General features: G+C 71.1%; 9 protein-coding genes. 3 read left to right on the top strand and 6 right to left on the bottom strand.

Features of this window, described 5'->3' with window-relative positions:
* Window positions 1-62 precede the first annotated feature (62 nt).
* Window positions 63-1,541 (top strand): glycoside hydrolase family 3 N-terminal domain-containing protein, encoded by a 1,479-nt coding sequence (locus ACGFY9_RS15090; protein ID WP_393754206.1) that lies wholly within the window; start codon window positions 63-65, stop codon window positions 1,539-1,541.
* Window positions 1,542-1,544: 3 nt separating this feature from the next.
* Here ACGFY9_RS15090 and ACGFY9_RS15085 read toward each other — a convergent pair whose 3' ends face one another.
* Window positions 1,545-2,846, bottom strand: coding sequence for a glycosyl hydrolase (locus ACGFY9_RS15085; protein WP_393754204.1), 1,302 nt, complete (start codon window positions 2,844-2,846; stop codon window positions 1,545-1,547).
* An 8-nt stretch (window positions 2,847-2,854) separates the two neighbouring features.
* Between ACGFY9_RS15085 and ACGFY9_RS15080 the strand changes: the two genes are divergently transcribed.
* Window positions 2,855-3,865 carry an N-acetylglucosamine kinase gene (locus ACGFY9_RS15080; protein ID WP_393754202.1) on the top strand — a complete coding sequence of 337 codons (1,011 nt, stop codon included), beginning with the start codon at window positions 2,855-2,857 and terminating at the stop codon, window positions 3,863-3,865.
* On the top strand, window positions 3,862-6,135 hold the full coding sequence (locus ACGFY9_RS15075) for a glycoside hydrolase family 3 N-terminal domain-containing protein (protein WP_393754200.1): 2,274 nt from the start codon (window positions 3,862-3,864) through the stop codon (window positions 6,133-6,135). Before ACGFY9_RS15080 ends, ACGFY9_RS15075 begins: the two co-directional genes overlap by 4 nt.
* Before the next feature lie 4 nt (window positions 6,136-6,139).
* On the opposite strand, the gene ACGFY9_RS15070 is transcribed toward ACGFY9_RS15075, so the two are convergent.
* The 5 genes from ACGFY9_RS15070 to ACGFY9_RS15050 all read right to left on the bottom strand — a co-directional run bounded on the left by ACGFY9_RS15070 (window position 6,140) and on the right by ACGFY9_RS15050 (window position 14,401).
* Window positions 6,140-7,024: a carbohydrate ABC transporter permease gene (locus ACGFY9_RS15070; RefSeq protein WP_393754198.1), complete on the bottom strand. Its 885-nt coding sequence runs from the start codon at window positions 7,022-7,024 to the stop codon at window positions 6,140-6,142.
* Window positions 7,021-8,037: a carbohydrate ABC transporter permease gene (locus ACGFY9_RS15065; RefSeq protein ID WP_393754196.1), complete on the bottom strand. Its 1,017-nt coding sequence runs from the start codon at window positions 8,035-8,037 to the stop codon at window positions 7,021-7,023. The genes ACGFY9_RS15070 and ACGFY9_RS15065 overlap by 4 nt, the downstream gene beginning before the upstream one ends.
* Complete coding sequence (locus ACGFY9_RS15060) at window positions 8,037-9,407, bottom strand: extracellular solute-binding protein (protein ID WP_393754195.1); 1,371 nt, start codon at window positions 9,405-9,407, stop codon at window positions 8,037-8,039. Before ACGFY9_RS15060 ends, ACGFY9_RS15065 begins: the two co-directional genes overlap by 1 nt.
* A gap of 129 nt (window positions 9,408-9,536) precedes the next feature.
* Window positions 9,537-10,166 carry a peptidyl-prolyl cis-trans isomerase gene (locus ACGFY9_RS15055; protein WP_393754193.1) on the bottom strand — a complete coding sequence of 210 codons (630 nt, stop codon included), beginning with the start codon at window positions 10,164-10,166 and terminating at the stop codon, window positions 9,537-9,539.
* A complete protein-coding gene (locus ACGFY9_RS15050) occupies window positions 10,163-14,401 on the bottom strand; it encodes an NEW3 domain-containing protein (protein WP_393754191.1) in 4,239 nt (1,412 codons plus the stop codon). Before ACGFY9_RS15050 ends, ACGFY9_RS15055 begins: the two co-directional genes overlap by 4 nt.
* Between the last annotated feature and the right edge of the window lie 3 nt (window positions 14,402-14,404).

The raw sequence follows: 14,404 nt of genomic DNA, 5'->3' as shown, positions 1-14,404 counted from the left end.
GCCTGAATCAACAATCCATCGGTTTGTTGACTTTAGGTTGAGCGAGCCATTTGAATTCCAGTATGACCCACGCCGAGCGTACGTCCGCCGCCGTCACCGCCCTGCCCGCCGACCTCGACGAGGCGGCCCACCGCTGTCTGGTCGCCGGGTTCGACGGCGCGACGGCCGTGCCGGACGCGCTCAAGCGGCTGATCGACCGCGGCCTCGGCGGGGTCATCCTGTTCACCCGCAACGTCCGCGACGCCGAGCAGGTGCGCCGGCTCACCGACCAACTCCGCTCCATCCGCCCCGACTTGCTCGTGGCCATCGACAACGAAGGCGGCGGAATCGGCCACTTGGTGAGCGCGGGCGCCCCGGACGTCCCCGGCTCCTACGCCCTCGGAGTCGTCGACGACCCGGCCCTGACCGCCCGTTGCGCCGACGCGCTCGCAGGTCACCTCGCCACACTGGGCATCACCGCCTCGTACGCACCCGTCGCCGACCTTCAGCACCAACCGCGCAACCCGATCGTGCGCACCCGCTCCTTCGGCGCCGATCCCGTCCTGGCCGCCCGCCATCTGCGCGCCTGGATCACCGCCACCGACGTCCGCGGTATCGCTTCCTGTGCCAAGCATTTCCCGGGCCACGGCGGCACAATCACCGACAGCCATCACGGTGTCGCCACAGATCCGCGCCCGTACGACGAACTCCTCGTCGACCTCGCGCCGTTCCGCGCCGCCATCGCCGCGGGTGTGCCGATGCTCATGAGCGCCCACGTCGTCTTCCCGGCCCTGGACGCCAACCGCCCCGCCACCCTCAGCCGCCGCATCCTCGGCGATCTGCTCCGCCTCGAACTCGGCTTCGACGGCGTCCTCGTCAGCGACGCCCTGGAGATGAAGGCGATAGCCGACGCGTACGGCGAGGCCGCCGGGGCCCGGATCGCCCTCGCCGCCGGAGCGGACCAAGTCATCGTCGCCGTACCGGACTTGGACGTCACCCTGGCCTGCCGGGACGCCGTGCTCGACGCGCTCCACTCGCACGTGCTGCCCGAGGAGCGGGTGCAGGAGGCGGCCGGGCGGGTCCGGCGGCTGGCCGAGCGGTACGCGACCCCGCGCCGGACCGTCGCCGCCTGGGACGCGGACGCCGGCCTGGAGGCGGCCCGCCGCGCCGTACGCACCCGGACCCTGCCCCCGCCGATACGCGGCGCCCACGTCGTCGACCTGTTCCCGGCCCCGCACCCCGCCCTGAACTGGGGCGGCGAGGACCTCCTCACCGAACTCCGCGCGATCGACCCGACGGCCACGGGTACGGCGCTCAACACGGAACCGGCCGACCCCGCCGCCCTCGTCGACGGAATCCTGCGCGAGGGTGCCCCGCTGGTCGTCGCCACCTCCGACGCCGGCCTGCACCCCTGGCAGGCCCGGCTGCGCGACACGCTCGCGGCCCGGCGGCCCGACGCCGTCCTGGTCGACACCGGACTGCCGGAGGGCGGCACCCTCTGCTCCTACGGGCGGGGGCGGGTCAACCTGCGGGCGGTCGCGGAGGTACTCACGGGCGCCTGACCGTCACGTCGGCCGTACGACTTCCTTGATGCCCCGTGCCGCCAAGTACCCTTCGTCCTCCGCCCGTTCGGCCAGCACCACCGCAGGGCGGACGCCCTCCGTGCGCAACCGCATCCACTCCTCGAAGTACGCCCCGCCCGGCCCCGACACCGAGCGGCTGCCCGGGGTGCAGTCCAACACCAGCGCGGTGTCCCGGAGTCGGACGGTGTGCGGCTCGGCGACCGCTTCGGCGAAGGCCTCGGCGATCGGCTTGGCGCGGCCCGAGGAGTCGAACAGGCCCAGCGTGTATTCGAGTTCGGGGTAGTCGGCGAGCGAGCGGTCCACGTCGTGCGAGCACCACCAGGTCACGCCCCACAGCCCCGCACACTCGGCCGCCTTGCGCACGGTCGCGCGCGCGAACTCCGGGGCGTCGGCCGCCGGGATGTGCGGTTCGGGCGCGCCGGTCTCCTGGACCCAGACCGGCCGGGCCGGGTCGGTGGCGTACGCCTTGGCCAACTCCGTTCCGTACTCGGCGAGATGGAGCACCTGCGAGGAGCGCGGCCCGTAACGGCGCGCGCAGTCGCCCGAGAACACCCACGGGTGGACGGTGGTCAGATCGCCCTTGCGGGCCGAGGCCTCCGGCGTGAACGGGTGGTCGTCGCCGTACCAGGCGGCGTCGTACGCGGAGTGCGTGACCAGGCGGCCCGGCGGCAGATGCTCGCGGGCGGCGGCGAGCAGCGTGTCGAGATAGTGGTCCACCTCGTCGGCCGTCACCGGGTTGTGCTCCACCAAGTTGTTGAGCTCGTTGCCGAGTTGGAGCCCGATCAGGTTCGGCCGGTCGGCGAGGGCGCGGCCCAGCGTGCGCATCAGCTCCGCCTGGGCGGCGATGGCCTCCGGGTCGGTGAAGACGTTGCGGTGGTGCCAGCCGCGGGTCCACTCCGGGTAGAAGTCGAAGCTCGACAGATGGCCCTGGACACCGTCCACGAGGACGTCGAGCCCGGCCTCGCCCGCCAGGTCGACGAGGTGCACCAGCTGGTCCACGGCGGTCCGGCGGATCAGCGTGCGGTTGGGCTGGAGCAGCGGCCAGAGGTGGAAGATCCGGACGTGGTCCAGGCCGAGCCCGGCTATCTGGGCCAGATCCTCGCGGGCGTGCGCCGGGTCGAAGTCGTGCCAGGAGTGGAACCAACCGCGGCGCGGCGTGTAGTTGACGCCGAAGCGGAGCGTAGGAATGGGATCCTCCCCAGGTCCGGTCTTGCCCTGTCCGTGTCTTTGGCTCTTGTTCTGCGGTCTTCGGCTCTTGTTCTGCGCGAATGTATCAACCACCATAGTCAGTGATGAGCAATGATTTGAACCAAGAATTCGTCGGTGACCTCGTCGTCGGCCTCGACGCCGGCGGCACCCGTACCCGCGCCGTCCTCGCCGCGGCCGAGGACGGCCGCCCCCTCGGCGAGGGCGCGGCCGGGCCCGGCAACGCCCTGACCGTCCCGGTACCGCGCCTCACCGACCACCTGGCCGAGGCGATCGGACAGGCCGTCCCGGAGCAGGCGCGCGCCCGCGTGGCGGCCGCGTCCGGCGGTTTCGCGGGCGCCACGGCCGCCTCCGCCGAGGAGCCGGGACACGTCAACGCCCGCACCGCCCTCACCGCCGCGCTGCGACGCCTCGGCATCCCCGCCGACCGGATCCGCGTCTGCAGCGACATCGAGGCGGCCTTCGCCTCCGCCCCCGGCACCCCCGCCGACGGCCTCGCCCTGGTCGCCGGCACCGGCGCGGTCGCCCTGCGCATCACCGACCGCCGCACCACGACCAGCGTGGACGGCGACGGCTGGCTCCTCGGCGACGACGGCAGCGGCTTCTGGATCGGCCGGAGCGCGGTACGGGCGGCCCTGCGCATGGCCGACGGACGCGGCCCTACGACCGCGCTGGCCAAGTCCGTCGGACAGGCCCTCGGGGTGCCGGACGAGGAACTGCCCGGCGACGGCGACTGGTCCCGCGCCCACCGCGAGGCCTACCGCATGCACGTACTCCCCGCCGTGATGGCCGAACTCCCCATCCGCCTCGCCCGGTTCGCCCCGCTGGTGGTCGAGGCGGCGGGGGAGAAGGACGCCGTGGCGGACGGAATTCTCGACGAGGCGGCAGACCAACTTGCCGACACGGTAAGGGCGTTGCAGCCAGGCCCCGGCGAGAGAATCGTCGCCACCGGAGGCCTGCTCGGCCCCGAGGGCCCGCTGACGGCCCCCCTCACCGCCCGCCTCCGCACCCTCGGCCTCACCCTCGACTGGGTACCGGACGGCTGCCGGGGCGCGGTCGCCCTGGCCCGACTCGCGTACGACGGTGACACCCGATGACCGACACCACCACCCCCGTCTACCGCGACCCCAACGCCCCTGTCGACACCCGGGTTTGCGACCTCCTCGCCCGGATGACCCTGCGCGAGAAGGTCGGCCAGCTCAACCAGCGGATGTACGGCTGGAATGCGTACCGCCGCACTCCCGACAGCCCCGACGGGTTCGAACTCACCGACGGACTCCGCGCCGAGACCGACCGCTTCGCCGGACTCGGCGCGCTCTACGGCCTGTTCCGCGCAGACGCCTGGTCCGGCGTCGACCACACCAACGGCCCCGGCGCCGAAGACAGTGCCGCCCTCGCCGAGTTGGTGCAACGCCATGTCATCGCGAGCAGCCGACTCGGCATCCCGGCCCTGTTCGTCGAGGAGGTGCCGCACGGCCACATGGCCCTGGACGGCACAGTCCTCCCGGTCAACCTGGCCATCGGCGCCACCTGGGACCCCGACCTGTACGAGCGGGCCGCCGCCCACGCCGCCGCCGAACTCCGCGCCCGTGGCGGCCACATGGCCCTCGTCTCCGCCCTGGACATCGCCCGAGACCCGCGCTGGGGCCGTACGGAGGAGTGCTTCGGCGAGGACCCGCACCTCGCCGCCCGCTTCACCGAGGCGCTCGTGAGGGGTATGCAGGGCGACATGACAGCGGGGTCCGCTCCCGGCCAAGTCCCCGTCGCAGGAGCCCGCTTCGCTCCCGACAAGGCCTCCGTTGTCCTCAAGCACTTCGCCGGCCAGGGCGCCACGGTCGGCGGCCGCAACTCCGCCGAGTCCGAACTCGGTCTCCGCGAACTCCACGAGATCCACCTCCCCGCCGCCCGCGCCGGAGTCCGCGCAGGTGCCGCCGCCCTCATGTCGGCGTACAACGAGGTCGACGGCCTGCCCTGCTCCGGCAACCGCGCCCTGCTGACCCAACTCCTCCGTGAGGAATGGGGTTTCGAGGGCCTGGTCATGACCGACGGCCTCGCGGTGGACCGGCTGGCCCGCATCACCGGCGACAAGGTCTCGGCAGGCGCCCTCGCGCTCAACGCCGGTGTCGACCTGAGCCTGTGGGACGAGGGCTTCACACATCTGGAGGAGGCGGTCGAGCGGGGATTGGCGAGCGAGGAGACCCTCGACACGGCCGTGGCCCGCGTGCTCAGCCTCAAGTTCCGCCTGGGCCTCTTCGAACAGCCCTACGCCACAACCGAGTTGCCGTCCCCGAAGCAAGGCCGGGAGCTGAGCACTGCCCTCGCCCGAGCCACCGTCACCCTCCTCCACAACGACGGCGGAGTCCTGCCCATCCCGGCAACCGCCTCCCGGATCGCGGTCATCGGACCTCAATCGGCCACCACCGCACACCAGTTGGGCGACTACACCGCGCCCCAACGCCCCGGCACGGGGACCAGCGTCCTCGACGGCCTACGCCAACTCGCCACGCCCGGCACCGACATCCGCCACACCCCCGGCTGCGCCCTCACCGGCGACGACCTCTCCGGCATCCCCGAGGCGGTCGCCGCAGCCGCCGCCTCCGACCTGGCCGTGCTGGTGCTGGGCGGCAGCAGCGCCCGTACCCCCGACACGGACTTCGACCCCAACGGGGCCGCGCGGAACGCCGTTTCGGAGATGACGTGCGGCGAGGGCGTCGACCTCGCGGGCCTGAGCCTCGGCCGGGCCCAACTCGCCCTCCTGGGCGCGGTCACGGCCACCGGCACACCCACGGCGGTGGTCCTGATCCAGGGCCGCCCGCACGTCGTCCCCGAACGCGCCGGCGCCCTGCTCACCGCCTGGTACCCCGGCCCGTGGGGCGGCGAGGCCATCGCCGAGGTACTGCTGGGCCGGGCCGAACCGACCGGCCGCCTGCCCGTCTCCGTGCCCCGCTCGGTGGCCCAACTCCCCGTCTACTACAACCACAAGGACACCGAGTACGGCGGTTACGTGGACGCGGACGCCGAGCCGCTCTACTCCTTCGGGCACGGGCTGTCGTACACGAGCTTCGAGTACGGTCCGCCGCGCGTCGTGGGGAACGTGATCGAGGTGGACGTCACCAACACCGGGAAGCGGAAGGGGCGTTCGGTCGTCCAGGTGTACATCCGGCGGCTGCTCACGCGGGTGTGGCCGCGCATGCTCGAACTGCACGCCTTCCAGGGCGTCGAGTTGGCCCCGGGGGAGCGCCGTAGGGTCGAAATCCCCTTCGGCACCGACCAGTTGGAGCAGGTCGGCGCCGTGGAGGTTCGGGTCGCTCAGTCCGCTCGGGCCGCGCTCGCCGTCGAGCCCGTCGTCGTAGGGCTCAAAGCTTGACGGCTCAGAGCTTGACGGCCCCGGCCGACACGCCTTTGTAGAACCAGCGTTGGGTGATGACGAACAGCACGAGCACCGGGATCACGGAGATCACCGAACCGGCCATCACCACCCGCTGGTCGTAGCCGAACGACGAACTCTGCAACCGCGAAAGGCCCAGCGTCAGGGTCATGTGGTCCTCGGAGCGGAGGACGATCAGGGGCCAGAGGAAGTCGTCCCAGGCGCTGATGAAGGTGTTGATGGTGACGACCATGATCGCGCCCCACGCGGACGGGAGATAGAGGTAGCGGAAGCGCTGCCACTCGCTCGCGCCGTCCAGCATCCCCGAGTCCTCGATCTCGCGCGGTACCGCGAGGAACGCGCCGCGCATCAAAAGGACGTTGATCGCGCCGACGAAGCCGGGCAGCCACACGCCCACCACGTTGTCGACCAGGCCGAGGTCGCGGATGCTCAGGAAGAGCGACACCATGATCGACTCGAAGGGGAACATCATGGAGGCGACGAGCAGGATCCACACCGCCCTGCGGCCCTTCCAGGCGGGCTTGGAGAGCATGTAGCCGGCCGTGGTGGAGAACAGCAACTGGCTGCCGACCGACAGGAGTACGACGATCAGGCTGTTCCTGATGTACGTCACCACCGGGACCTGGCTGAAGACCTCGCGGTAGGCGTGCAGGGTCGGGTGGTGGGGCAGCAGGGAGGCGTTCGCGCCGAAGACGTCCTCGCCGGTGCCCTTGAGGGAGGCCAGGAGCTGCCAGATCAGTGGGCCGACGGTGAGGCCCAGGACGAGGAGCAACAGCAGGTAGCGGACCAGGAGTTCGCGGGGGCGGCCGTAGTCACGCCAACGGGGCGTCAGACGGCGGGACTTGGGCCCTACTGCGGTCGTCGTCATGACTCGTCCTCCTTCGTGAGGCGCTGCGCCAGCAGGGTCAGGCCCAGGGTCAGGACGAACAGCGCGACGCTCACCGCCGAGCCGTAGCCCGCGTTTCCGGTGATGGGGTCCAGGCCGACGTCCCGGATGTAGAAGGGCAGCGTGCGGTCGGCGCCGCCGGGGCCGCCGGTGGAGCTGCCGAGCATGTAGATCTCGGTGAACACGCGCAGCGAACCGATGCCGGTGAGGGTGCCGACCAGCATCATCGCCTGCCGTACGCCGGGCACGGTGATGTGCCAGAAGCGGCGGGCGGCGCCGGCGCCGTCCATGGACGCGGCCTCGTGCAGTTCCTTGGGCACGTTCCCGAGGGCGGCCAGGTAGAAGACCATGTACCAGCCGAGGCCCTTCCACAGGGTGAGACCCATCGCCGACAGCAGGATCAGCCACGAGTCGGAGAGGAAGGGGATCGCCGACCGGATCAAGTGGGCTTTCTCCAGCCAGGTGTTGACCAGTCCGTCGTCCGCGAGCAGCCACTGCCAGCTCAGGCCGACGACCACGCTGGAGGCGAGCACCGGCGTGTAGAAGGCGGAGCGGAAGAAGCCGATGCCGGGCAGGTTCTTCTCCACCAGGACGGCCAGCAGGAGCGGCAGCAGCACCATGAGCGGGACGACGATCACGGCGTACAGGACGCTGTTGCGGGTCGCCAACCAGAAGTCCGAATCACCCATCATCCGGGTGTAGTTGGCAAGCCCGACGAAGCCCGCGGCACCGCCCAGCGGCTTGGCGTTCGTGAACGACAGCAGCAGTGTGTTGAGGAACGGGAACACTCCGAACACCGCCGCGCAGACGACCGCGGGCGCGGTCCACAGCCAGGGCAGCCACCAACGGCGGTACAGCGCCGCCCCGTTGGCGCCCGGGGCGGGGCCGGGGAGGACGGCCCGGGCGAACTTACGTATGCGGGACGTGCCCGGTGCGGAGGCGACGGCCTCCGCACCGGGCACGGACACCGGCTTCGCGGTCTGCGTCGCCACCATCAACCAGCCTGCTTCAGCAGCTCGTTGGCCTTCGCCTGGGCGTCCTTCACGGCCTGCGCCGCGCTCTTCTTGCCCTGCATGGCCAACTGCACCTGGGACACGATCGCGTTCTGCACGGCCGGCGAGAGGTTGGTCTGATAGGCCGTGGTCGTCTTGAGCTGGTCGGCGACGAGCTTGCGGGCCTGCGCGAACTGGTCGCTGCCGCTGACCTTCTGGAAGAACGGGTCGTTGAGCGAGGTGGTCGTGGTCGGGAAGATCACCACATCCGGGTCCTTGGCCCAGGCCGTCTGGTTCTCGGCGTTGGTGAGGTACTCCGCGAACGCCAGTGCCACGGGGGCGTGTTTGCTGGTCGCGGCGACCGAGATGTACTGCGGGGCGCCGGTGGTGTGGCCCAGCGCGTCGAAGGGCTGCTGCCCGACGCCCGTCTTGGCGTAGATCGAGGGGCTGTTCTGCTTCACGAACCGCACATAGCTCGGGTTCGTCGAGCCGTAGGCGACCTTGCCCTGCGTGTACGGCGTGGACGGGTCGTTGCTGGAGGACAGCGAGTCCTTCGGCATCGCGCCCTCCTTGTACAGCTTCGCCATCCAGGCGACCCACTGGGTGGTGCGCGGATCGTCGGCGAACACGGCCGACTTGCCGTCGCTGGAGAGGGTCTTGATGTTCATCTGGTCGAAGTCCGCCGGGATGCGCCAGATCGGGTTGGCCATCGTCGCGTAGTACTTGCCGTTGGCCGACTTGGCGATCTTCTCGTAGTCGGCGAACAGCCCGAAGATCGTCGTCGGCGGCTTCGCGGGGTCGATCCCGGCCTTCTTCAACAGGTCGGTGTTGTACGTCAGGACGATGCCGCCGGTGTACCAGGGGAGCACGGTGTGCAGCGCGGCGCCCGAGGCGTCCTTGAAGGTGCTCGACTTCCAGAACGCGGGGACGAACGGCTTGCCGACCGAGGGATCCTTGACGCCCAGGTTGAGGAGATAGCCCGCCTTCGTCAGTGCCGTCGCCGTCTCCGCGTTGAGGTTGAGGACGTCCGGCAGCGTGCAGGCCTGGGCGTCGGCCACGGTGCGCTGGGTGAAGGTGTTGTCGCCCGGATCGTCGATCCACTTCACCGACGTACCGGGATGCGCCTTCTCGAAGGATTTGATCACCCCGTTGAAGAACGTCCCGAAGTCCTTCTTCAGATTGGTGGTCTGGAAGGTGATGCTGCCCTTCACCTCGCCGGTGAGCTTCCCGGACCCCACGTTGCCCTTGTCCACATTGCAGCCGCCCGCGGTGGAGTCGCTGTCGCCCGAGCTGCCGGACAGCCCGCAGCCGGCGGCCGTCAGGGTCAGGGCGATGATCCCCACCATCGATCCGGTCAGTCTTCCTGTGCGCATCGCTGCCCTCCTGAGCATCAGCCAACAGCTGGTTCAATTAACCAACTTCGACTCCGATTGATGAAAAGGTGGACCAGAATTCATCGGAGGTCAATGGGTTCCTGTGTTGCTTTTAGGTTCCGGGAGTGATCAGTGCCGGTGCTCGTGGTCCGGGTGCGCCGGATCGCCGGGGTGCTCATGCCCCACGGCGTACACGACTCCGGCCTTGGCCTGGTCCAACCAGCCGAAGAAGGCCCGGCGCCCCGCGGCTCGCCGCAACTCCCGCGCGACACCCGCACGGGCCTCCCCGTACGACAGGAAGTCCTCCGATGTCGCCCCGCCGAACGGGTCGACACCGCGCCGCAGTGCCTCCGTGGTGAGGAAGCGGTCCCGGTTCCGGTCGTAGTAGTCCCGTACGTCCGCCTCCGCGACCTCCTGCTCGCGCTCCAGCTCGGCCAGCAGCAGCCGGGCGGCCGGGGAGTGCGCGAGGGCCGCCGCGACGATACTGCCCAGATCCGCCACGTCCGTGTCGGCGACGGCGAGCACCCGGTCCGGCGACACCTCTGCCGGAGGCTTCAACCCCCGCTCCGCACAAGCCCGTTGGGCCAGCTCGTCGATGACCACCACCTGCGTCGCCCACCGCCGGCGCTGCCGCTCGGCCCGCGCGAGCGCCTCGGGCCGGGTGCTCTCCCGGTCCCGGGCCGGCACAGCGGCCAACAGCGCGTCCACCCGCCTCTTGGGAACGGGCCGGCCGCTCACCACGGCCGCGTGCTCCGTCACGGCGTCACCTCCAGCGCGACGGCCTCCGTGTAGGCGACACACCCGTGCCAGGCGACCTTCGCGAGCAGCCAGTACGACCCCGGTGGCACCGCCGAGCCGTCCACCTCGACGACGCACTCCTGCTCCGCGCCCCCGGCCACCGTGAACCCCTGACAGCCGGGCTCGACACCGGCCCAGGTGCCCCACGAGGAGACGGCCCAGAGGGTGCCGTTGATGGGCCCGAGGGTGGTGTTGCGGACGGTCACCGGAACCTGGACGCGCTCGCCGGTTCGCACACTGATCCGCCCAACTCCCAGTCCGGACACGAGCGTTGGCCCGTGCTGTCCGCCCGCCACGTCCAGCGCCACGACGTCCTCGTACGTCTGCCCGCCGTACGACAGTCGAGCCGCGAGCCAGTGCCGGCCGGGCTCCGGTTCCGGCGGCGGGGTCACGGTCACCTCGGCCAGCGTGAAGCCGCCGGGGCCCAGCGCGTATGGCAGTTCGGCGGGTTCGGCGGTCCAGCCGGGCGGGACCTCGACACTCACCGTGCCCGACACCGGCGCGTCCGTGAGCTCCGAGCCGACCCGGACGGTCGCGGTGACGGGGCCGGAGACGGTGAGCGTGCCGGGGGAGAGATACACCGACACCGGCATGTTCCCCCGGGGCGCGGGGCCGGAGTTGTGGAGCCAGTAGCGGGTGTGGACGGGCTGCGCGGGCTCATCTGCCGCTACTCCGGGACCAGTTGAGGTCTCGACGTCGGCAGTCGCCAACACCGTCGCGACCTCGAAACCGCTCAGGTCGACGGTGAGCCCGCCGTCGCGCTCAGGCGCCAACTCCTCGCCGGGCGCCTCCAGTACGTCAGCCCGTGCACCCTCGGCCCAGTCGCGCGGCCCGCGTATCCGCGCCCGCACGGGCCGACCGTTCACCTCGTGCATCCGTACGACGACACCGCGCCCCGGGTCGACCGGCATCGCGCTGCCCCGAGCCAGCGGGGAGCCGAGCGGCTTGAGGGCGTCGAGCACGACCTCGTCCGCCGGTTCCAGGGCGAGCAGGGTCAACTTCCTTGGCAGGACTCCCTGTTGGGCTGAGGTGGAGGCTGAGGTCCGCAGGCGAGCTGTGAGCGGGTGGTTGAACTCATGTCCGGCCTGAGGCAAGCGCGCCTCCCGCCAGTCACCCGCGCCCGCGACCACCGCGTACTCGAACTCATGGGTCCAGCGCTGGAGTTGGAAGGCGGAACCGTCCGGTGCCGTGCGGCGCGGCGGGTCGACCCAGATGCCGGAGGGCCAGCCGGTGCAGGAGCGCATGAGGGACATGTAGAGATCGCCGGAGGAGGTGACGACACAGCCGGGCGTGCCCCGGTTGAGCACGGCGAAGCTCCGGCCGTCCCACGCGTCGCCCGGCGGCAACGCCTCGCAGCCGCCCGCCGCCGTGGCCGTGAGGGCCGCGTCGTCGAGGTCGGCGATCAGCGCGTCCACCGCCTTCGCGTTGTCCTCGGGGCGGGCGCCCGCGACCACGAGCAGCGGCAGCCGTTCGAGGTCGCGCAGGTCGGCCCCGGGGACCCATTCCTCGCGCAGCCCGGCGCGCGGCGCGACCCACACCGTCGCCATGCCCCGCTCGGCCAGCTGGCGGCGCACCTCGCGCCCTGCTGCCGGGTCCCAGCCGAGAGCCTCGGCGACCACGGAATTCCGCTCGGGCGCGCCCACGGCGATCCGGAAGTCCGGGAGATTGGAGTCGACTTCGAGGTCGCCGTAGCGCGGGCCGCCGGCGATCGTCGAGGTCGCGGTGACCCCGACGCGGACCAGGGCAGCCGCCAGCGGCGTACCGAGTTCACCAGCGTCGTCCCAGTCGGCGTAGACGAGTTCGGCGACCCCGATCGACCGGTGACCGAGCAACCGACCCGACTCGTCCCGCACCGCGACCCGCGCGGTGGACCCCAGCCCGAACCACGTGTTCGCCGGGTTGTCTAGCGTCCACGGGAACTGCTCGCTGTCCACCTCGACGAACCCGAACCCGCGCCCGATCACCGCGTCCGCCACCTCGTGCACGGGCAGGCCGCCGGTCACGTCGGACGGCCAGCGCACCCGGATCAGCCGGTCGGCGCCGTCGTACCCGTCGATGGTGGTCGTCACATCGAGGCGGGGGACCCCGGACCACAGGGTCAACCGCTGGGTGTACCGGAACAGTCCGAGGTCGGCGGTGACGGTGATCCGTGAACCGGCGGGGGAGTGCTGGACATCGATGTCGGCGACGACATCCCGGCTGCGTGCGGCGGTGATTCCGGTCGGCGTGAGGTGCCACGGCCCCTCGCCGAAGCGCGGGTGCCTGGCGTACTCCTCCTGTACGACGAGTTCGTTGCCGATGTCTCCGGCGCGCAGCAACTCCCGGCCGCCCTCGGCCAGTTCGCGCAGGCTGCTGACCCCACCGCCGCGCGCGGGGTCGACCGTCACCTCGTAGAACTCGTTGCGGATGGTGAGGCCCTCGCCGGGCGTCCACTCGGGTACCGAACCCTCGGCGAGCGGGAGGGCCTTGAGGCCCATGCCGGGTACGTCCGGTACGACGACGCGGAGTTGGTCGCCTTCGCGTACGGCGGGGAGGGGAAGCCCGGTGTCGTCGAGAGGCACGAGTCCCGGGTCCCCGACGGTCAGCACATCCCGGCGGTCCCAGGTCGCCGCGTTGAACACGACCAAGTCGTCGGTCGCGCCCGGCAGTTGGGCCACCTTCGCGGCCAGGGAGTCCGTCGCATCCGCGTGCACCGTCTCGGCCAGGTCGTACAGCTCGCGCCAGCCGGTCATCAGGTCGATGTACACCTGGTCCGACTCGGAGCCGGTGATGGCGTCGTGGTGGGCGCCGTAGATGAGCTGGCGCCAGGCCTTGTCCAACGCGGCGTCCGCATAAGGGTGTTGGGCGAGGAGCGAGGCCAGGGTCGCCCAGGCCTCGGCGTCGGCGAGGAGGGTCTCGCCGTAGCGCTGGGCCTGCTTGGTGTCGATGTAGGAGACGTCCTTGCCGGTGTAGACCGGGTTCATGTCCCGGGTCTGCGGGGACGCCTTGCGACCCTCCCCGTCCAACTGGGCGCGGACGGCGGCGAAGAAGTCGCGGGGGATCGCGCTGACGAAGCGCGGCCAGACGTAACGGGCGTTCCAGTCACGGTGGATGTCCATCACCCAGCGGCACGGGGGCGCGTAGTCACCGCCGACCGGGAGCAGGACGTTGCGGGTGAGCGCGACCTTCTTCAGCCCCTTGAAGAGCTTGAGCGCGGCCGCCTCGGCCTCGGGGAGCGTGGGCGCGTTGTCGATCGCCCAGCCGGCGCCGTAGTGGTTGACCATGTAGGCCGTGAGAAGCCCGCGCCCGGAAGGGGCTATCCAGCTGAACTCGGCCGGGAACTGCATGCGTTGGGGGTCGCGCGGTTCCTCGCCGAACACGGACAGGGTCGGCCCCCACTGGTGGAACGGCCCGCGTGCCCACGAGCTGGAGGACACTCCCGCGTCCGCCATGAGTCCGGGGAACTGCGGGTCGTGCCCGAACGCGTCCAACTGCCAGGCGGTTTCAGGGGACGCGCCCAGGATGCCGCGCTGGAAGCCGTCCCCGTACAGGGCGTTGCGTACGGTCGCCTCGGCGCCGGTGAGGTTGGTGTTGGGCTCGTTGTAGGTACCGCCCATGATCTCGACCCGGCCGGTGCGGATCAACTCCCTTAGGAAGGCGCGCTCTTCGGGGAAGGCGTCCCAGTACGGCTTGAGGTAGTCGACCTCCGCCAGCACGAAGGTGTACGCGGGGTCGCGGCGGGCCAGGTCGCAGTGGGCGCGGACGAGGGTCATGCCGGACTGGCCGCGGGAGTCGAAGGTGCGGGCGGGGAGACCCGTGGAGGCCGGGTCGTCGGCCACGTCCCAGGTCTCGGTGTAGGCGCCCTGGGTGTTCCACCAGACGGGGTCGTAGTGGAAGTGGCTGACCATGAACATGGTCCAGCCGGGTTCTGCGGCCGTGAACTCGGCGGTGAGTGTGGCCAGTTGGCCGTCGTCGGCCGCCGTCACCTCGATCGCGCACCGCTCGCCGGGCGCGAGGTCCGTGGTCACGGGTATCTCGACGTGCGCGGTGCCGTCCTCGCCCACGGTGGTCTCCGCGGTGCCGCGCAGGCCGGGGCCCTCGACCGTGAGGCGGACCGGCCGGCCGGGGACATGGGCGAGTTCGGCGGCCACCACCTGGAGCGGATGCTCGGCGGTGCCGACGAACAGCTCGGTCGACAGGGCAGCGGTGACGCGCATGGG

The sequence above is a fragment of the Streptomyces sp. NPDC048504 genome (genome assembly GCF_043200035.1).
Classification (GTDB): Bacteria; Actinomycetota; Actinomycetes; order Streptomycetales; family Streptomycetaceae; genus Streptomyces.
The sequence above is the reverse complement of the archived record's forward strand: the minus strand, read 5'-3'. Positions and strand labels throughout refer to the sequence as shown.